Annotated in this window: 14 protein-coding genes and 1 pseudogene; 4 read left to right on the top strand and 11 right to left on the bottom strand. The window is 56.1% G+C overall.

Translation table 11 applies throughout. The features are described 5' to 3' along the window. Nucleotides 1-311: 311 nt before the first annotated feature. The 4 genes from ACP4CD_RS15320 to ACP4CD_RS15335 all read right to left on the bottom strand — a co-directional run bounded on the left by ACP4CD_RS15320 (nucleotide 312) and on the right by ACP4CD_RS15335 (nucleotide 6,639). A complete protein-coding gene (locus ACP4CD_RS15320; protein ID WP_426991529.1) occupies nucleotides 312-899 on the bottom strand; it encodes a hypothetical protein in 588 nt (195 codons plus the stop codon). A 233-nt stretch (nucleotides 900-1,132) separates the two neighbouring features. Further along, complete coding sequence (locus ACP4CD_RS15325; protein ID WP_426991530.1) at nucleotides 1,133-3,169, bottom strand: cytochrome c family protein; 2,037 nt, start codon at nucleotides 3,167-3,169, stop codon at nucleotides 1,133-1,135. 18 nt (nucleotides 3,170-3,187) lie between these two features. Next, on the bottom strand, nucleotides 3,188-5,902 hold the full coding sequence (locus ACP4CD_RS15330; RefSeq protein ID WP_426991531.1) for a HEAT repeat domain-containing protein: 2,715 nt from the start codon (nucleotides 5,900-5,902) through the stop codon (nucleotides 3,188-3,190). Next, entirely contained in the window at nucleotides 5,854-6,639 is a 786-nt protein-coding gene (locus tag ACP4CD_RS15335; RefSeq protein WP_426991533.1) for an FG-GAP repeat domain-containing protein, read from the bottom strand. The genes ACP4CD_RS15330 and ACP4CD_RS15335 overlap by 49 nt, the downstream gene beginning before the upstream one ends. 254 nt (nucleotides 6,640-6,893) lie before the next feature. On the opposite strand from ACP4CD_RS15335, the gene ACP4CD_RS15340 reads away from it, so the two are divergent. Beyond that, nucleotides 6,894-7,454 carry an MOSC domain-containing protein gene (locus ACP4CD_RS15340; protein ID WP_426991534.1) on the top strand — a complete coding sequence of 187 codons (561 nt, stop codon included), beginning with the start codon at nucleotides 6,894-6,896 and terminating at the stop codon, nucleotides 7,452-7,454. Between the two features lie 29 nt (nucleotides 7,455-7,483). Here ACP4CD_RS15340 and ACP4CD_RS15345 read toward each other — a convergent pair whose 3' ends face one another. The 4 genes from ACP4CD_RS15345 to ACP4CD_RS15360 all read right to left on the bottom strand — a co-directional run bounded on the left by ACP4CD_RS15345 (nucleotide 7,484) and on the right by ACP4CD_RS15360 (nucleotide 10,327). Beyond that, entirely contained in the window at nucleotides 7,484-8,245 is a 762-nt protein-coding gene (locus ACP4CD_RS15345) for a hypothetical protein (RefSeq protein WP_426991535.1), read from the bottom strand. A gap of 6 nt (nucleotides 8,246-8,251) precedes the next feature. Continuing rightward, a complete protein-coding gene (locus tag ACP4CD_RS15350; protein ID WP_426991536.1) occupies nucleotides 8,252-8,674 on the bottom strand; it encodes a YqaA family protein in 423 nt (140 codons plus the stop codon). A 63-nt stretch (nucleotides 8,675-8,737) separates the two neighbouring features. Next, entirely contained in the window at nucleotides 8,738-9,646 is a 909-nt protein-coding gene (locus tag ACP4CD_RS15355) for a cupredoxin domain-containing protein (protein ID WP_426991537.1), read from the bottom strand. Nucleotides 9,647-9,775: 129 nt separating this feature from the next. Next, nucleotides 9,776-10,327 carry a hypothetical protein gene (locus ACP4CD_RS15360; RefSeq protein WP_426991538.1) on the bottom strand — a complete coding sequence of 184 codons (552 nt, stop codon included), beginning with the start codon at nucleotides 10,325-10,327 and terminating at the stop codon, nucleotides 9,776-9,778. A gap of 329 nt (nucleotides 10,328-10,656) precedes the next feature. Here ACP4CD_RS15360 and pgi point away from each other — a divergent pair, with 329 nt between their 5' ends. After that, nucleotides 10,657-12,297, top strand: a complete 1,641-nt coding sequence (gene pgi, locus ACP4CD_RS15365; RefSeq protein ID WP_064029058.1) for a glucose-6-phosphate isomerase — start codon at nucleotides 10,657-10,659, stop codon at nucleotides 12,295-12,297. Nucleotides 12,298-12,415: 118 nt separating this feature from the next. On the opposite strand, the gene lspA is transcribed toward pgi, so the two are convergent. From lspA to ACP4CD_RS15380, 3 genes are all read right to left on the bottom strand, one after another. After that, nucleotides 12,416-12,895, bottom strand: coding sequence for a signal peptidase II (lspA, locus tag ACP4CD_RS15370; protein ID WP_071160292.1), 480 nt, complete (start codon nucleotides 12,893-12,895; stop codon nucleotides 12,416-12,418). After that, nucleotides 12,888-15,713 carry an isoleucine--tRNA ligase gene (gene ileS, locus ACP4CD_RS15375; protein WP_426991539.1) on the bottom strand — a complete coding sequence of 942 codons (2,826 nt, stop codon included), beginning with the start codon at nucleotides 15,711-15,713 and terminating at the stop codon, nucleotides 12,888-12,890. The genes lspA and ileS overlap by 8 nt, the downstream gene beginning before the upstream one ends. Before the next feature lie 208 nt (nucleotides 15,714-15,921). Beyond that, entirely contained in the window at nucleotides 15,922-16,134 is a 213-nt protein-coding gene (locus tag ACP4CD_RS15380) for a hypothetical protein (RefSeq protein ID WP_157197881.1), read from the bottom strand. 101 nt (nucleotides 16,135-16,235) lie between these two features. Between ACP4CD_RS15380 and ACP4CD_RS15385 the strand changes: the two are divergent. After that, nucleotides 16,236-16,828: pseudogene (locus ACP4CD_RS15385) on the top strand (nitroreductase family protein). A gap of 144 nt (nucleotides 16,829-16,972) precedes the next feature. Continuing rightward, nucleotides 16,973-18,340: a diguanylate cyclase gene (locus ACP4CD_RS15390; protein ID WP_426991541.1), complete on the top strand. Its 1,368-nt coding sequence runs from the start codon at nucleotides 16,973-16,975 to the stop codon at nucleotides 18,338-18,340. The last annotated feature ends 1 nt before the right edge of the window (nucleotide 18,341 follow it).

Genomic DNA, 18,341 nt, shown 5'->3' on the forward strand with positions numbered 1-18,341 from the left:
CAAAGGCAACAACAGCCAGACTGCCGAATTTGCGGTCCTCTTCTCGCCTGACTTTAGAATCGGCGTATTTGGATCAAGCTCCACTTTCGACTTGATCGCTCGCTGGCTCGGCGACATCCCTCACTCCTTTTATAATTTTTATCGATCGCTTAGACACCCATTACAAGGGGAACCTTTGTCGTTTACGATTCGCGACCTTAGCCGTCTGAGAAGATTTATATCCGTAAAATCTTCCGACACTTCCCGCGAATATTGGCCGCCGAGTCTATCAGCGGCCAACACCTGAGGCAATTCAAACTTTCTAGCTCAAATCAAGCGTTTCTGCGGCGGCGGATGATAGAGGCAACCGCGAAACCGGCTAGTGCTGTAGCCTCGAATAAAACCGACGGCGGCACGGGTACCGGACTGGCTTCAAAACGCACGTTGTCTATGGCCGCCGAATAATCGAAACCATCGTTCTCGTCGTTAAACTCGAAGGAAAACGCGACGGATCGACCGATAAACGCCGACAGGTCGAAAGCGATAGAGGCCACTCCAACGGTCGTCGAATCGATTGATGCGATCAACGCATCGCTGGCGCCCGTAATATCGTCCGCGTCGTATAAGGTAAGCGTCAAATTGTCGGTAAATCCGCTTGGGGTCTCCAGCGCATCAACGCCTAGCGAAGTGAAACTGACATCAAACTTTAACCAGTCGTTACCGGCACTAAGGATGATCGGTGAAGTAAAACTAAAACTACCGTCATCGCCTTGCACCAGACTGGCCGCGAACGGATTTGCGCCTTGTCCACCCGCTAAAACGGCGGCGCCGGCTTCCCATTGCGCAGCTCCTCCGCTGGTCAATGCCGTCCAGCCGGACAGATCGTTGTCAAAACTGCCATTCACGATGGTGCCGGCCACCGCAGGGTTGGCGGAACTCAATGCCGCGAGTATTAAGCTTGAAAAGAATAGGCGTGTTTTCAGCATAGTCCTACATCCTGAATAAATTTGTTGAAGCCAATGGCACTCAATTTTCGTTCCATTCAAAATATTCCATAGAATAAATAATAACTTATATATTCAACCAGAGACGAAGACCATAACCATATAGAAAAAGTGTAAAAAAACCAACAACTCCCTGCCACGGTAATGACTTACCGGCCGGAACCGACTTGGAGGTTATTCACCACTTCCGGCTTAATCCGTACCGGTAAAACCAGCGAAGTCGAAGCCATTTCCACGATGGGCAGCTCGACTTGCTCATCCTTCAACGCCCAACGCGCATAACGGTTATTCAATTTGCGGTAATTGACGCCGGCCGTTATGGTTAGGGGGCCTTTAATGTCGTCCGGCACGTTGAATGCATAGCTCGTCACATCGGTACCGCCCGGCGGGATGATGCGTTTGAAACTGTCGCCGACCATGTTGAACAAGTCGTGGCGCCAAACCGCGTTGCCGATCCGATCGATCGGAATGGAGCGGTAAAAATACGCGGCCGGTTCGACATTGTTGCCGGCATCCAATTGTCCGGATTCGTAGACCGTCCGGCCCTGACCGTCTTTAACCAGAAAGTGTATCCACGCTTCGTTGATATCGGTAGTCCCACCGGGAAAGGCATGACCGACTTGGGCATTAGTCACCGCGACTTTCAAGGTCACGGTTTCGCCCAAGTAGCAATACGCCGGCGCCTCTGAAGACGCGATCAAGGCCGGATCGACATGACGGGCGCTTTCAACGGCGTCACTACGATTCGGCTTGTCAATAGTGATCCTGACTTGATCGGCCGTCAAAAACCGACGCGTTCGCTCAAGTTGCGCCTGATTTCGAGTCACCCAGGGAATGGCCGTGTTGGCTCCGACGTTGAAATGGGTCTTGATCAATCCGCCGCTACTCGCGGAAGGGTCGCTACCCGGCTGTAACGGAAAATGGCAATCCTGACAGCGGCGTTGTTGCGCATGAGCGAAAGTCTGCCGGGTTTGGCCGGAATACGGTCCGTTCAGCCAAGCCGTGTAATCGTCCTGCATTTTCACCCAGCCCCAGTTATTAAAATCCTTATCCATAAATTGAGCGTGGCACGTGGCGCACATTTCCGGCGTCGACAACACATTTCTGGCCAAATCGGCCCTGTGCTGCTCGGGTTTCAAGCGAATCAGCAGATTATGCAAAAACACCGGCAGCGCTCGCTCGGCGCCGTTGAACAAATATGGTTGGGGCGGAGCGAATCGATAACTGGCGACGCCCTTTAGATGCTCAATGCGCTCGATGCCATGACAAGTCATGCAACTGACGCCTTCCTGCAGATGGCCTGGCGTATCAAGCTTACCGCCCGTGGTTAGTTGTCCGCTCAACAATGCCGCCGGCGCGTGGCAGCCTTCGCAATAGCGGGTGGCTTCCATGTTTTTGCGCTCTGAAAGCAGCTTGATATTGGTTTGGTAGGTTTTGTCGGAAGCGGCCTGGGAATGAATCGATGCCTTCCACTGTTCCGCGATCTCGCGATGACAACTGGCACACCGCTCGGAAGCCCCTATCCGCCGGGGATCGAAAAAACCGCCGGTACTGGTCTCGGTTTGACTGGGCCGAAAAGGATGTTCGCCGTAGCTGTAGAGATAAGGCTCGACGGCCGGCGCGTCCCGATAAGGGCTTGTGCGCCATTGATAAGCCGCGCTAGCCACCAGCACCGCTATCGCCGCGACAACCACCGAGCCGATGACCGCCTTTGTCATTCCGCCGATTAGCGAGGGAAATCGGCTGGGTTCGTTTCGTTTTCTGCGTTCCGGCAAAGACACCGCGTGAAACAACACATGTCCGAGCGTCATTAGCAACACACCGACCGACAAGCCTACGTGGGATTCGAAAATCCAGCGTCCGGCTTCCGACTGGCCTTGCCAAGCAATCTGAACTCCGGTCAGCGCAAGCGCCAAAAACAGCAGCGCGGTCAAGATGCCGGAAAACGCAATCCAGGAGCGTCTGAGACCTATCGTGCGCCGAAAATGCAAGATTAAATAAGGCGCTAGCAACGCCGCGACCACCAGGCCCAACAAGGTATGCAGCAAATACAGCCATTGCTCGGTTACCGAGAACCCAGGCCAGCACCAACTGATATATCCGCTCAACGCCAACACGGCCGTCACGGCGACCAAGGGCCGGGCGAAGCGGCGCTCGGCGATCATTTGGCTATTCGAAACGTTCATAAGCTTCCCCGCGTGGTGTTATCTGTACAGTATGTCCAGCGCAGCCTGATCACCGTTGCGCAGTAAAAACTCGACGGCCAGGAATCGAATTTCAGGGTCTTCGCTAGGATTGTCGGCGATTTTCCGCGCAAAGGCGACCAACGATTCCCCATCAAACGTCAACAACTTCTCTATTGCCGCGTGGCGTAACGGATCTTTTTTGGCCTGAGCCAGAGCAAACACGACATTCAGCGCATCCGGCTCGAAGACCGGCGTCAACCGCGCCAACACCGCCTGACGTAAGGATAAGGCCGTCGAACGGTCTGCTAACAGTTGCCCAGCAAGCCGACGGCTTTCGGCGTTCGAATCGGCGAGCAACAATACCGGGCAAAGCGCTTGAATTCGCATGTCGGGACTGCCGCAAACCGATGCCAATGTCGCCGGTTTGCCGGCCATTGGAAACACCGCCGACAGCGCCTCTAGCAAGCGCGACGAATCTCCGGGGAAACCCTGCTCCATCCAGGCATCCACAGCCACTTCTCGCCAGTCCGAACTCTTCAAAATCGACTGGTACTCGTCGCGCGCCAGGTCGATTTTTCGCTTCAGAAGCTCGATGAGCGCCCATCGGCGAATCGACTCGTCCGGGTCGCGCCAGGCTTGTCGCAACAACTCGGTGTCGCGAGGGTTTTGAGTCGATAGCGCCGAGAAAGCCCTTGCGCGGATATCCGCTTCGGCGGCCCTGGTTTGAGCCACCAACCAAGCCGAACCCGCCGGGTCGGCCACATACCGCCAAATAGAAATCCAACGCGCGCGCAACGCGGTTTCAGTCGGCTTCGTTCGCCCGAAACTTTCTCGAACCAACGAATTGATTTCATCGGCATTAAATACCGCCGCTTCGTCGCCAAGCGCCAGCAAACATTCGAGCGTCGCCAACCGCTTGTCTTGCGCCAAGCCCGAGAAATCGCCACGTCCACCAATGTAATCCGACAATCTGCCGGCATTTTCCGTATCGCCCAATCGCTTCAAAGCTACGAACACATTGGCGACAACCTGTGATTCCTGCGTTTCATCGGTTAGTAGCTTAGCCAGTTTTGGACTAGCCTCGGTCTGCCTTATCAATCCCAAGGCGCGGACGAATTCCGCCCGGACAGAGGCATCGCTGTCGCTCAAGCCGGCAAGCAAGGCATGCACACCCCGAAAGCGTTCAGCATTCGCCAAGGCCCGCGAGGCGGCGACGCGCACGCTCGGCTCGGCGTCCTCCAGCAGGCGAATCAAATACGGCACCGCCAAATACTTGCGGTAAACCACCGCCTCTTCTTCCTGAAAGAAATAGGCAAAGGTATCGGCGAGTGCGATTTTGACCTCGGCGCTGTCCCGCGAGAACGCCCTGAGCAGCCAGCGCACCGACGCTTCGTCCTCGAGACTTCGCAGGCCGGCGACCGCAGCGACCGCATTGGCTGGTTCGGAATCTTCCAGGGCCTGGATCAGTAGGCCTAATCCCCGCCCATTGCCGGCTCGAGCCGCGATATCGATAGCCGCGCGTCGCACCGCTGGCTCCGGGTCGAGCGCGCCGGCCGTCAATTCCGGCCAAATATCGGCTTCGGACTGGCGATGCTCTAGCAGGTGCAAATAGCGAATCCGCAGTTCCGGACGGTCGGCCCCCAATTTCAATCTCAGTTGCGGCCGCACCGGTGGACCGGATTGCGATCCGCCCAATGCGACGAGTTCGTCGCTCCCCTCGCGTATCAACCAATAACGATCGATAACGGTTGGATGCAGCGTCTGGCGAAGGCCGCTCGGCCACGCGATTTCCAATCTTTCGACCGCAGCGGTGTCTCCCAACCCAAACACCAAACGCTTGTCGCTATCGGACAAAAATCCTTCACCGCTAAGCACCGATTTGATTCGAACTCGTCCGGCCGCATACACACGGACGACCGCGCCGACTGCATCGCGGTTGGATTTTTCGCCGACCAATTTCAAGCCTAACCAATGCCGAGGCGGCGACTCGTTCGCTAAAAACTGGCCCAAATCGTTGTTATGACTGACGTAGACGTCGATATCCCCATCGTTGTCGAAGTCCGCAGCCACCGCGCCGCGCGCCGACTGAGCGTCTTTCAGAGCCAAACCCGCTTCGCTACCCGCGTCTACAAATTGACCGTTGCCGTCGTTTAGCCAAAGTTGTTTGGCTTGCCCTTGGCTGATTCGGGCGGTGTCCGGATCGGGCTCCAAATGTCCGGCGGCCAGAAGCAGGTCGTCAAACCCATCGTTATTGAAATCGTGAATCAACGGCGACCAACCGGACAGACTGAGATAGCGATTGGCGCCGATGCCGTTTTCCTTGGCCTTATCCTTAAAATGCTCGCTCCCATCCGCCGCCGTTTCCCGGATTAACGCAACCGTATTTTCACCGGCGGCGCTGGCCACCGCCAGATCGCCACGCCCATCGCCATCCAAGTCACCGGAGGCGATGCCGCGATTGCCCAACGCCGACCGCAAGCCCAAGGCTTGGCCTCCGGCTTCGAACCGCTCACCACTCCGGTTCAGATAAGCGCTGTTAGAGCCGGTGCCGCGATCGTTACTCACCAACAAATCCGGCCAACCATCGCTATCCAAATCTTGCCAGCTCACATCCAGGGTGCGGCCGTCGGCATCCCGAACTCCCGCAGCCTCGGCGATTTCCCGGAATTTAAAGCCGCCGTCATTCAAATACAGACGGTTGGGTAGCGCCGGATACAGACTAGCGTCGAACACGCCTTTTTTTCGCCGACAAATTGGCTGTTGGCTTCGAAGGTTTTCTTACCTTTCTCGAAATCGACGAATTGGCCGACGTAGAGGTCCAACAGACCGTCGCGGTTAAAGTCGGCCGCCGCGGCCGACGTCGCCCACCCGTCGCCGGCAAACCCGGCATCGGCCGTCACGTCGACGAAACGCCCCGCGCCGCTATTGCGGTAGAGCAGGTTGCCGTCTTTGCCGGTCACCAATAAATCGGTGTTGCCATCGTTATCCAAATCAACCGCCAAACAGCCCATGCCCCAGATTGTCCTGACCAATCCGCTCTCTTCGGTGGCATTTCTAAAACGACCGCCTTCATTCAAAAAAAGCGCATTACCCTCGGCTTGTTGCCACCAATACGCTTTGCCGTAATAACGGGTTTGCCCGGAGCCGTTCACCAGAAACAAGTCCACATAGCCGTCGTTATTAAAATCCGCCGCGCACGCTCCCGAACCTAAAGACTCGTCGATGCCGGCCAGATGTTCGTCGCCTTGTTGATGGGAAAACATTAATCCCGACTCCCAGGTCCGATCGGCGAACGTCGCCGCCGACGGATGCGCCGCCTTGACCAACTTAGACGTCGGTATGGCCTCGGCCCGGAATGGAAAGCCATCCGGTATGTCGACCGGCGTCAAAAAGATCACCGCGCCTAGCAACGCCACCAATAAAACGGTACAAAATACATCGAGCGGCGTCAAAACTGAGCGGACTGGCATGGGGCAACTCTCGGTCGATGGAGATGGGGGTGAGGTTCAACGCTACTATCGCAACCGAATGAAACATCCTAAGAGCTCCGGCCGATAAAGACCGATAAAATCTAACCTAACCGGACCGAAAAAGAAATGAAGTTACTCACCCGTCCGCGGACGCTTGTACCAGAAGCGCCGACGAATAGACGATGGAATATCAAAAACGCTTGACGGCCGACTGAACCACTCGCCGGTTACCGAAACCCCAATACCAAGGGCTTATGCCATCCAATTTATCCGCGCCGATCTACATGACGACTCTCCGCGATCTCAGCCAGCAATTCAATACCACGGGCCGTATCGAAGCGATCATCTTACGCCCGTCGCGCCGGGAACCGGCGCTATCGGTCGGCGAGGCCATCGCCGAACCGGGACGAGGCTTGCTCGGCGACCACCGCGCTACCCGCCGGCAGGCATCGAAGCGCGAATTGACGTTGTTTCAAGCCGAACACTTGCCTCTCGTTGCCAACTGGTGCGATCTTGCGACATTGAACCCGATTCGCTTGCGGCGAAATCTGCTGGTGTCCGGCATGAATCTGATCGGAATGCGCTCACCGTTTCCGGGTGTCTGGTTGGAATGGGCGATAGGCGAGGAAGTTCGCATGCAAGTGACCGGTCCTTGCGATCCTTGTTCAAAGATAGCGGCCGAATTGGGCATGGGGAGTTATAACGCGCTGCGAGGGCATGGCGGCGTCACGGCGCGGATCTTGACGGGCGGCAAAATTCGCGTCGGCGATTCGGTTAACTTGATCGAGGTGCGGACCGAATCGGCGAATCAATAAATTCGACTAGACCTTCGCGCCCAACGACGTCAAGCTCGTTGCCGCTGTAAGGCTTGCGCGGTCTTGCCGAATAGTTGCAGTACCGGCCCGGCGCCGGCAATCGCGACCGCATCGACCAGACAATACCAAGCCGCGACGCCGCTGGGCGGATTACCTTGGGGCAAATGCGAGGCCGGGTCGATCTCGGCCCAAGCCCAGGTGCCCGCGCCGGTACCGACAATTTCCAGCCATGAGGTAATAAAGAACGCGCCGAGATAAACCATCGGCGAGCGACCTTTAAACAGATAAGCTAAAAACACCAAAAACAGCACTGCGCCGATGATGTCCAACCGAACCCAGCCGCTCAGACCGACCGCCGCCCAACCGCCGCAAGCAGCGACCACCAACACGGCGATCCGACGAGCGTGGCGTTGAAACAATCCGGAGCGCCCCAAAGCCACGGCAGTCAAGTAGACCAGACCGTGCCCGGCCGGCACGTAAGCCGGTACGTTGCCGAAACGGTAGATGTAGCCCTTCATGTAGACCGACGCGAAATATTCGCCAATCACCGCAAACGTCACGGCGACCGCAACCTGGGTCCGCACGTATTTACATTCGCCGCGCAACCAAGCAAACAAAAACAGCCAGCCGAAAAACGCCAGTAGATATTGCATGAATTGCGGCGCGAAGCCATCGGTGGTCAGACAGATCGTGGTAGTCACGAAGGTGAACGCGGCGATCTGGTAGTCGCGCGAGCGGTGTTCAGCCTGACAGTCGACCGACGGAAAATGAGGGAGCGAGAAAAAACTCATAGGCGATCAAACGAAAACGTAAGCCACGGCAATATAGCGCAGCACTTTACCGAAAAATATCGCGGTCAGCGAGGCCAAAAGGGATAACCTCAACCAGCCGGCGGCAAAACACAGGCCATCGCCAATTAAAGGCAACCAAGAAAGCAGCAAGGCCCAAGCCCCCCAGCGCCGGATCGTTTGCAACGATCTTTGCCGATCTTTGACCAGGGATTCAGCCGGGTATTTTTGCGCCCCCCACTGTCCTAGCCACCAGGTGGTCAGCGCCCCCAGGGTATTACCGACACTCGCGATCGCTACCAGCTCTAGCACCGAGTGGCCGTGCCGGCTTACCAAATAGGCCAGCACCGCTTCGGATCCGCCCGGCGCGACGGTCGAGGAGATAAAGGCGCTGGCGAATAAACCGATCAGGCCCCAGGATTCGAACGGCATGGTGTTTTGTCCCGCAAAAAAGCCCCTGAAACCGCAAGTTTCAGGGGCTTGATAAGTAACGAATTATTTATCGGGGAGCGGAATCGCTTTTTTGCCACCGACCAATTTGATCAATTTAGCGATAAACTCTATCGCGACACTCACTAAATGAGCGGCTTGCTCAATCAATGTCGCGACGATTTCGCCGGCCGACATGCCTTTAAAGCGCTTGACCAGCCAGGGGGCCAAGACCAGACCGATTGCCAAGCCGATCACGGAGCCTCCGGAGATAAAGCCGGGCTCCGGAGCGGGCGCGGCGACTGGCGCGGCAGGCTGTGCCGGCGGCTGAGCGACGGCAACCGGCGTCACAGGAGCGTCGACTTTAGGATCGTAAACCTTTCCGCTGTAATCGTCCGGAAACACCGCTGGCGTCACGCCGGGAATACTCGGCAAATCTTCACTGCCCTTGCCGACTTTCAACTGGCCCTTCATGCCTTTTTCCATATGCTGGGCAATGTCGCAATGCACCAGATAGGTTTTATCGCCGGGCGGCAAAATCAAAGTGCCGGACACTTTACCGGGACCACTGACCTCCAGGTGAAACATGCCTTTCGGATACAAATACTTAGGCAGACCGTGCATCATCCATTGATGGCGAATTTGGTCCTCATTGATGAAGTGAACGGTGAGTTTGGTACAAGGCTCGAAGTGAAACTCCTGCTGATCGAACGCGTACATCGTTCCAGGAAATTTCTCCGAATACTTGTGCCCAGCCCGAACCGTAATTTCTTTGGTAGCGGCGATTTTTTCGCAGCCGCCAGGCAGTGTATCGGTGTTTTGTCCCATCACCATGGCGCCCTCCATGTCCATCAGATGCCCGTCGCCGTGATTCATCATCTGGTTGTGATCCTCGATCTCGACCGCGCGGGCCGAGGATAGCGAGAGTAGGCAGATTAACGGGGCTAGGAATGCGAGTTTGTTCTTTTCGAACATGGCGGGTTTACCTCTGAGGGGCGAATCTTAATACTGTCCATCTACTGTTCCGACGCGGGCATACACGTGTGTGTAATGCCCAAGCCATTCCGCCGCGTAGCACCGACGGAATGGCGGATACCGCAAGCCTTAAAACTCCTTGGCTTTACCCAACAATCCGTCGATTTGACGTTTGAAACCGGCGTTGGACAGATAAAGAATGTACAGACCGGCAAACAAAACCAAGGCGTACAACCCCATGCTACCTTTGCTAGTCGGTTGACCTGCTCCGGCTTTAAAGCCCATGTGAGCATCCAAACGCTCGCCGTTATCTTGCAGCAGCGTGATATGAATCAGGTATTTGCCTTGCTCGGGCACGCCCTGCGGCAACGACAGAACGACAGTACCGGATTTGTGTTTCTCGGCGCCTTGGAAAAACACCCGTTTGCCTTCCGGCTCCTTGGTGACTTCGAATTCCACCGCCATACCGCGATAGCGTTGATCTTGATAGTCAAATACCAATTGAGTCAACGTAGCAGTATCGGGGATATTGCCGCAGAATTCTTCGGCGGGATAAGCTTGGGGCTGATAGGCTGTGTAGTGGATCCAGTGGTCTTTCTCCAGCTCGAATTTACATTGGTCCGTATCGGTACCGGCCGCGCCACCGTGCGCCCAAAGCGCGGAGGAAAAAACAGACCCCACAATACCAGCAAGCCTTTTCTAACTATGCGTGAGTTTCTCATATACACCCTTCCCGTGTTCTAATATCATTTTTTATTATAATTCATGCGCTTAGGCACGAATATCGTTAAAGCCGCCGTGCAAGAAATCCGCTCGAATCGGCCTTAAACCGGCGCTAACTCTAGCACATCACCCTATCCAAAGAAAGGCAATAGTTGGCGACCGGCTATGTTCAATTTTTTTGTCAGCAATCAAAGACAATCTTTATAATGGGGTTATGAATTCTCTCCCAAACTGCGCCGATCTGTTCTGATCAGCTGAAAGAATCTCTCATCCTGTCTCACTAATATATGTCCAAACTAATCGAATCCGCCGAATGGAAAGCCGTCAAACAACACCACCAACAAATTGCCGGCAAATTTTGCATGAAGGATGCGTTCGACAAGGATAAACATCGCTTCGACAACTTCTCGGTGACCTTCAATGATTTACTGTTTGATTACTCCAAGAATCTCATCACCGAGGAAACGCTGCCGCTGTTGATTCAGCTTGCGGAACGCGCCAAGCTGAAGGAAAAAACCGAGGCGATGTTCTCCGGCTCCATCATTAATACCACGGAAAAACGCGCTGTCTTGCATACCGCGCTACGAAATCGCAGCAACACGCCGGTTTATTTTCGCGGCGAGGACGTCATGCCCGAAATCAACGCCGTGTTGTCGCGCATGCGGGTATTCACCGAACAAGTCCGTTCCGGCGCCTGGACCGGCTATACCGGCAAGGCGATTACCGACATCGTCAATATCGGCATTGGCGGCTCCGATTTGGGGCCGAAAATGGTCGATACCGCGCTAACTCCCTACGGTAAGGAGGGCTTGAAAGCCCACTTCGTTTCGAATGTCGACCAGACCGACATCGTCGAAACCCTGGCGCCGCTAAACCCGGAAACCACCCTGTTTTTGATTTCATCCAAAACCTTCACGACCCAGGAAACCATGACCAACGCACGTTCGGCGCGCAACTGGTTTCTCAAAACCGCGCGGGACCCCGGACACATGGCCAAACACTTCATTGCGATTTCCACCAACGAAGAAAAGGTCAAGGAATTCGGCATCGACCCGCGGAATATGTACGAATTCTGGGACTGGGTCGGCGGCCGCTATTCGCTGTGGTCGGTGATCGGCATGTCGGTCGCGTTGTACATCGGGATGGACAACTTCGAGGAGCTGTTGATGGGCGCGCACTTGGCCGACCAACATTTTCGTACCGCGCCCTATCAGCAAAATATCCCGGTCATCATGGGCCTACTTGGGATTTGGTATAACAACTTCTTCGAAGCCGAAACCTACGCAATCCTACCGTATGCGCAATCGCTAAAATACTTCGCCGACTATTTCCAGCAGGGCGACATGGAAAGCAACGGCAAGAGCGCGACGGTCAATGGCGACAAAGTCGATTACAACACCGGCCCCATCATCTGGGGCCAGCCCGGCACCAACGGCCAGCATGCGTTTTTTCAGTTGATCCACCAAGGCACCAAACTGATACCCGGCGACTTTTTGGCGGCGGCTCAGAGCCAGTACGATTTGCCGGATCATCACGACATCCTGATTTCCAATTTCCTGGCGCAGGCCGAAGCGCTAATGCGCGGCAAGACCGAAGCCGAAGTCCGTAACGATCTAAGTCACGAACCTAATCTGGACGACGCGCTGATTGCCTCGAAAATTTTCGAAGGCAATAAACCGTCCAATGCCTTTTTATTCAAAAAGCTGACGCCGAGAACGCTAGGGATGCTGATCGCGTTTTACGAACACAAAATCTTTGTGCAAGGCGTGATCTGGAACATCAATTCGTTCGACCAGATGGGCGTGGAACTCGGCAAAGTGCTGGCTCGCGCCATTCTTCCGCAATTGAAGAATGAGGATGTCATCGACGACCACGACTCTTCTACCAATGGTTTGATCAACGCTTACAAACGCTTACGGAAAGCTTGATACAAAAAAGGCTCGCCAAACTGGCGAGTCTTAGATCCTCAACCGACGCCGCAATTTACCGATACCAATCGCGCGACCGATAGGGTTCGTTGCGGCAAGTCAACTGGTTGGCGCAACGCTACTCCAGAACCTCCGCCGTTCGTCGCCCGATGCCGAAGCTCTCCAACACCATCAAGCCAACGCCGACACAGATCGCCGAATCCGCAATATTAAAGACGGGCCAGTGCCAATCCCGGTAAAAAACATCGAGAAAATCGATCACATAACCATAGGCCACTCGGTCTATGAGGTTGCCTATCGCGCCGCCCAACACCAGCGACAAGGCCCAGGCCATCATGGTTTCGTGCCGTTTCAGCCTGTACAGCCAAATGCCGATAATACCGCTCATCACCACCGCCAGTCCGGCGAACAGCCAGCGCTGCCATCCCCCGACCTGGGCCAGAAAACTGAACGCGGCGCCGGTATTGCGGGCGTAAGTCAAATTGAAATTCGGCAACAGCGGAATTGATTCGTAGAGCTGAAAGTGGGCGTCGATCGCCAGTTTGCTGGCCTGATCGAGCACCAACACCAATACGGAAACCCATAACCACTTAAGCATACAATCGCGTCTCGCCTACGCCCGCCACGTTCTCGACGCACCGGCCGCACAACTCCGGATGCTCCGGATGTTCGCCGATATCGTAGCGCTGATGCCAGCAGCGCACGCATTTTTGTTGTTCGGAGACGCTGACCTTGACCTTCAAGCCGTCGATGTCGGTTGCGACCGCATCGTCCGGGCAGAATCGCATATCGGAAACGCCGGCGTTCGACGTAATGAAGATGAAGTGCAGCTCCTTGCCCAGCTTGTTCAATTCCGCGCCGTAGACCTCGTCGCAGTAAAGTTCGACTTCGGCATTCAACGACGCGCCAATCGCCCCGTCTTTACGCAGGGCTTCCAGTTCCTTGGAAACCGCCGCGCGCACTGCCATGACCTTGTCCCAAGTGTCGCGATTGATCGTGGCATCGGCCTCCAACGGGAACAGGCCTTGGTACCAGGTTTCCATAAATACCGATTCGCCGCGCTGGCCGGGAATGACAGACCAGATTTCGTCGGCGGTATAGCTGGTAATGGGTGCCAGCCAGCGTACCAACGCCTCGACGACGTGATACATCGCGGTTTGGCCGGAACGGCGCGCCAGACAATCTTCCTTGGCGGTGTATTGCCTGTCCTTGACGATGTCCAGATAAAATCCGCCCAAGTCTATGCTGCAAAAATTCAGCACTTTTTGATAGATCACCTGGAATTGGTAGCTGTCGTAAGCCGCCTTGATTTCTTCTTGCAACTGCCAGGCCTTGTCGACCACCCAGCGGTCCAGGGCCAGCAGGTCGTTTTTACCGACCAGATGCTGAGCCGGGTCGAAGCCGTCCAGATTTGCCAGCAAAAAGCGCGCGGTATTGCGCAAGCGGCGATAGGCGTCGGAAGTGCGTTTCAAGATTTCGTCGGAGACCGACATTTCGTAGCGGTAGTCGGTACTGGCCACCCAAAGCCGCAACACGTCGGCGCCCAGCGATTTCATCACCGTTTGCGGCAGCACCACGTTGCCCTTGGATTTGGACATTTTCTTGCCTTCGGCATCGACCGTGAAGCCGTGGGTCAACACTTCCTTATACGGCACGACGTCGTTCATCGCCACCGAAGCCATCAGCGACGACTGGAACCAACCGCGATGTTGGTCCGAGCCTTCCAGATACAAATCGGCCGGAAATTTCAGTTGCTCGCGGCGTTCCAACACGGCGGCGTGGGTCACGCCGGAGTCGAACCAGACATCCAACGTGTCAGCGACTTTTTCGTAGTCTTCCGCTTCAGCACCCAATAACTCAGCCGCATCCAGCTCGAACCAGGCATCAATGCCGTGTTGTTCGATACGCTGCGCGACTCGTTCGATCAATTCGGCACTGCGCGGATGCAGCTCGCCGCTTTCTTTATGCACAAAAAAGGCAATCGGCACGCCCCAGGTGCGCTGGCGGGAAATACACCAATCCGGGCGATTGGAGATCATCGCCTCGATCCGCGCTTGTCCCCAGTCCGGCACCCAATCGACGCGCTTGACTTCGTTCAATGCGGTGTCGCGCAAGCCGTTTTGGTTCATCGAAATAAACCATTGCGGGGTGGCTCGGAAGATAATTGGGGTTTTGTGGCGCCAGCAATGCGGATAGCTGTGCAGCAAAGCATGGTGGTGCAGTAACTTGCCGTGTTCGCGCAACACGTCCAACACTTTGTCGTTGGCGCTGAATACGTGCAGTCCAGCGAACAATTCGGTGCCGGGCAAAAACACGCCGTTGCCGCCGACCGGATTATCGACCGGCAAATCGTATTTCATGCCAACCACATAGTCTTCCTGGCCGTGGCCGGGCGCGGTATGCACGGCGCCGGTGCCGGCGTCGGTGGTGACGTGGTCGCCGAGGATGATCGGCACTTGGCGCTCGTAGAACGGATGTTGCAACAATAAACCTTCCAGCGCGTTGCCTTTGCAATAGCCGACGATGTGGTGCTCGCCGATGCCGTAACGCAATACCGCGTCCTTCAACAGCGCTTCGGCCAGCAGCAGGCGTTCGGTTTGGCCGCCGATTTCGCATTGCACGACGGCGTATTCCAGTTCCGGATTCAAGGCCACCGCCTGGTTGGCGGGCAAGGTCCACGGCGTGGTGGTCCAGATCACCACCGACAGCGGGCCTTTACCTTCGCGGTCGCCGGCGTGATGGCATTTTTCCATGAAGGCATGCTCGTCGACGACGGCAAAGCGCACATCGATCGCCGGCGAGTGCTTGTCCTCGTATTCGACTTCCGCCTCGGCGAGCGCCGAGCCGCAATCGGTACACCAGTGCACCGGCTTGAAACCCTTGCTGAGATGACCCTTGGCGGCGATGCGGCCCAAGGCGCGGACAATGTCGGCCTCGAAGGCGAAATCCATGGTCAGATAGGGATTGTCCCAATCGCCCAATACCCCGAGGCGAATGAACTCTTCTTTTTGAATGCCAACCTGTTTCTTGGCGTAAGCGCGGCATTCCTTGCGAAATTCGGCCGGCGAAACCTTGACGCCGGCCTTGCCGACCGACTTTTCAACCATCAATTCGATCGGTAAGCCGTGGCAATCCCAGCCCGGCACGTAGGGCGCATCGAAACCGGCCAGGGTCTTCGATTTGACGATGATATCCTTCAGGACCTTATTGACGGCATGACCGATGTGAATTGCACCGTTGGCGTACGGCGGGCCGTCGTGCAACACGAACTTGGGCCGGCCGGCGCAAACCTCGCGAATTTTTTGATACAGCTGGTTTTCGTTCCACTGTTTCAGCATCTCCGGCTCGCGCTGGGCCAGATTGGCTTTCATCGCGAACTCGGTCTTGGGGAGGTTCAGGGTTTGTTTGTAGTCCATGCTCGTATCTGGATGGGCGAATCGACGCCGAGCGAGCGAAAAGCGCCGGTATCGATTAGCCTGATGAATTAAATGGCATAATTAAACGAGCGATTCTAGCATCATTAACTGACCGCTAGAAAGCGTGGACTGCGGTTATCCAGCCGAATGACGGCCGGAATCCGACGGGCGCTATCCGCTTGACGCGGATGTCAAAGAGAGAGTCGTGTCAGACCCTGTGTCGCAACCAGTACAGCCAGTAGACGCCCGCAATCAAGGCGCTGACGGCGACCGCGGTAAACGGATGGTCGTAATCCAAAAGGTTGGACATTCGCAATGCGGCGGAATCCCCCGTTTTCGCAATGGCGGATTCGGCAAACTGCGCCACAATAAAGGCCATACCGAAAAAAATCATGGTCCAAAAGTGAGTGCTTTTTGGCATGATGAACCCCTTCTCGTTATTATAATTTTGATTCGCTATTATATTAGCGCTAATTTCGGTTTTTGCAAGTCACTTCCCTACACCTGCAGCAAGGAGTCGAGATGTCCAACAAACCCGCCCTCACCTCGGTCGCCATTCACCCACTGATCGCCCAACGCTGGAGCCCCAGGGCTTTCGCCCCGGATCGTCCGGTATCGGCCGAAGACCTGACCGCGTTACTGGAAGCCGCGCGCTGGGCGCCTCCTGCTTCAACGATCAACCCTGGCGCTTCGTGGTTTGCGACAAATCCACCCACCCGGACGCTTGGGCGCGGGCTTTGGAAATCATCAACGACAAAAACCGGCTATGGGCCCGCCACGCGCCGGTACTAATCCTGTCGGTCGCGATGGCGAACTTCAACCACAACGGCCAAGCCAACCGTTGGGCGATGTACGATACCGGGGCGGCGGCCTTAAACCTATGCCTGCAAGCCGGCGCGCTGGGCCTGGCGAGCCATCAAATGGGCGGTTTCGACGCGGCGGCGGCCCGGCAAGCTTTCGGCCTACCCGAGCATTGCACGCCAATGGCGATGCTGGCGATCGGTTATCAAGCGGACGCCGAGGAACTTCCCGAGGAATTTCGAACGGCCGAACTGGCGGTTCGGAGCCGCGCTGAACTGCGGCAACGTGCATACTTCGGCCACTGGGACGAATAATCCCGGCGCCAGGCAGGTAAAATCGCCGTTCGAAGAATCTCTTGAAACCTCAAGGATTTCGCGCGTCCAGACCAAGCGCGCGTCTAGCCGCCTTATGTCGCGCGTCGCAGGGAGCGCCATATCGTCGTCGCCGGAGCCCATGCCATGAAACATTCTAGAAGCTCTTACGCCCGCAGCCTGATAGAAGCCAGTTTGGACCCCTTGGTAACGATTAGCGCCGACGGCAAAATCATGGATGTAAACCGAGCTACCGAAAAAGTCACCGGCGTCCCGCGAAAAGCCCTGATCGGCAGCGATTTTTCCAATTACTTCACCGAACCACAGAGAGCCCGAGACGGTTATCAGCTGGCCTTCTCGCAAGGCACGGTAATGGACTACCCGCTAGCAATCTGCCACGCCTCCGGCAAAATCACCGAGGTGCTCTATAACGCGTCGGTATACCGCGACGAGGAAGGCAATGTTGCCGGCCTATTTGCGGCGGCGCGCGACATCACCGCGCTGAAAAAAGCCCAACGGGAACTCGAATCGGCGATCGCCCAAATGCAATTGATTCGGGAAATGACGGACTTGTTGCAGAGCTGCCAGAAAACGGACGAAGCCTACCCGATTATCAAAACGGCGCTGGTCGCACTGTTTCCCAACACCGAAGGCGGGGTTTACATCATGGAACCGCAATCCCGCGCACTGACTCTGGTGGATCAATGGGGCCGGACGGACTTGGAAAAACTGTTCATGCCGAACGATTGCTGGGGCATGCGGCGCGGCCGAATTCATATCGCCGGCGACGGACGCGCCATCAATCCAATTTGCCGGCACGTTAAGCAAACGACCGCCGCTTATATTTGCATTCCGCTACTGGCCCACTCTCACGGATTAGGCCTGATTCACATCGAGTACCACTTAGGCGGCATGGATCCGGAAGAAATTCAGCGCAAATTCTCGATTGCCGAAACCGCGGCCGACAGCGCCCGTCTGGCGCTCGCCAATCTGACCTTGCGCGAGGAATTGCATGCGCTATCGATACGGGATCCGTTGACCGGCCTGTTCAATCGCCGTTTTCTGGAGGAAGCAGTGGATCGGGAGCTGGTCCGTATGCACCGAGCCGACCAAACGCTGGCAATCGCCATACTGGACATCGATCACTTCAAGAGGCTGAACGACACTTACGGACACGACACCGGCGACGAGGTATTAAGGCAAGTCGCGCAATTGATGAGTCGCTTCCGGCGCGGCAACGACATCGTCTGCCGATACGGCGGCGAGGAATTCGTCATCGTCATGACCGAAATCGCCGTGGACGCCGCCGTCGAACGCCTGAATTCGCTACGGTCGGCGGTGGAAAGCCTGTCTTACAAAACCGAAGCTGGGACCAGAACGAGCGTCACGGCCTCGATCGGTATGTCGCTCTATCCAGAGCACGGCGATAACCGCCTGGATTTGATTACCCGCGCGGATCAGGCCCTGTATCTGGCCAAAAACGGCGGCCGCAACCGGGTTGTCGTCGCGGATTGAC

This window comes from Methylomonas stagni (assembly GCF_050154735.1).
Taxonomy (GTDB): Bacteria; Pseudomonadota; Gammaproteobacteria; order Methylococcales; family Methylomonadaceae; genus Methylomonas; species Methylomonas koyamae_A.

Bases quoted from the DNA above. Each gene is read 5' to 3' on its own strand.
- ileS (WP_426991539.1), bottom strand. From the start codon at position 15,713: ATGGACTACAAACAAACCCTGAACCTCCCCAAGACCGAGTTCGCGATG.
- ACP4CD_RS15350 (WP_426991536.1), bottom strand. From the start codon at position 8,674: ATGCCGTTCGAATCCTGGGGCCTGATCGGTTTATTCGCCAGCGCCTTT.
- lspA (WP_071160292.1), bottom strand. From the start codon at position 12,895: ATGCTTAAGTGGTTATGGGTTTCCGTATTGGTGTTGGTGCTCGATCAG.
- ACP4CD_RS15390 (WP_426991541.1), top strand. From the start codon at position 16,973: ATGAAACATTCTAGAAGCTCTTACGCCCGCAGCCTGATAGAAGCCAGT.
- ACP4CD_RS15355 (WP_426991537.1), bottom strand. From the start codon at position 9,646: ATGTTCGAAAAGAACAAACTCGCATTCCTAGCCCCGTTAATCTGCCTA.
- ACP4CD_RS15340 (WP_426991534.1), top strand. From the start codon at position 6,894: ATGCCATCCAATTTATCCGCGCCGATCTACATGACGACTCTCCGCGAT.
- ACP4CD_RS15325 (WP_426991530.1), bottom strand. From the start codon at position 3,169: ATGAACGTTTCGAATAGCCAAATGATCGCCGAGCGCCGCTTCGCCCGG.
- ACP4CD_RS15335 (WP_426991533.1), bottom strand. From the start codon at position 6,639: ATGCCAGTCCGCTCAGTTTTGACGCCGCTCGATGTATTTTGTACCGTT.
- ACP4CD_RS15380 (WP_157197881.1), bottom strand. From the start codon at position 16,134: ATGCCAAAAAGCACTCACTTTTGGACCATGATTTTTTTCGGTATGGCC.
- ACP4CD_RS15345 (WP_426991535.1), bottom strand. From the start codon at position 8,245: ATGAGTTTTTTCTCGCTCCCTCATTTTCCGTCGGTCGACTGTCAGGCT.
- pgi (WP_064029058.1), top strand. From the start codon at position 10,657: ATGTCCAAACTAATCGAATCCGCCGAATGGAAAGCCGTCAAACAACAC.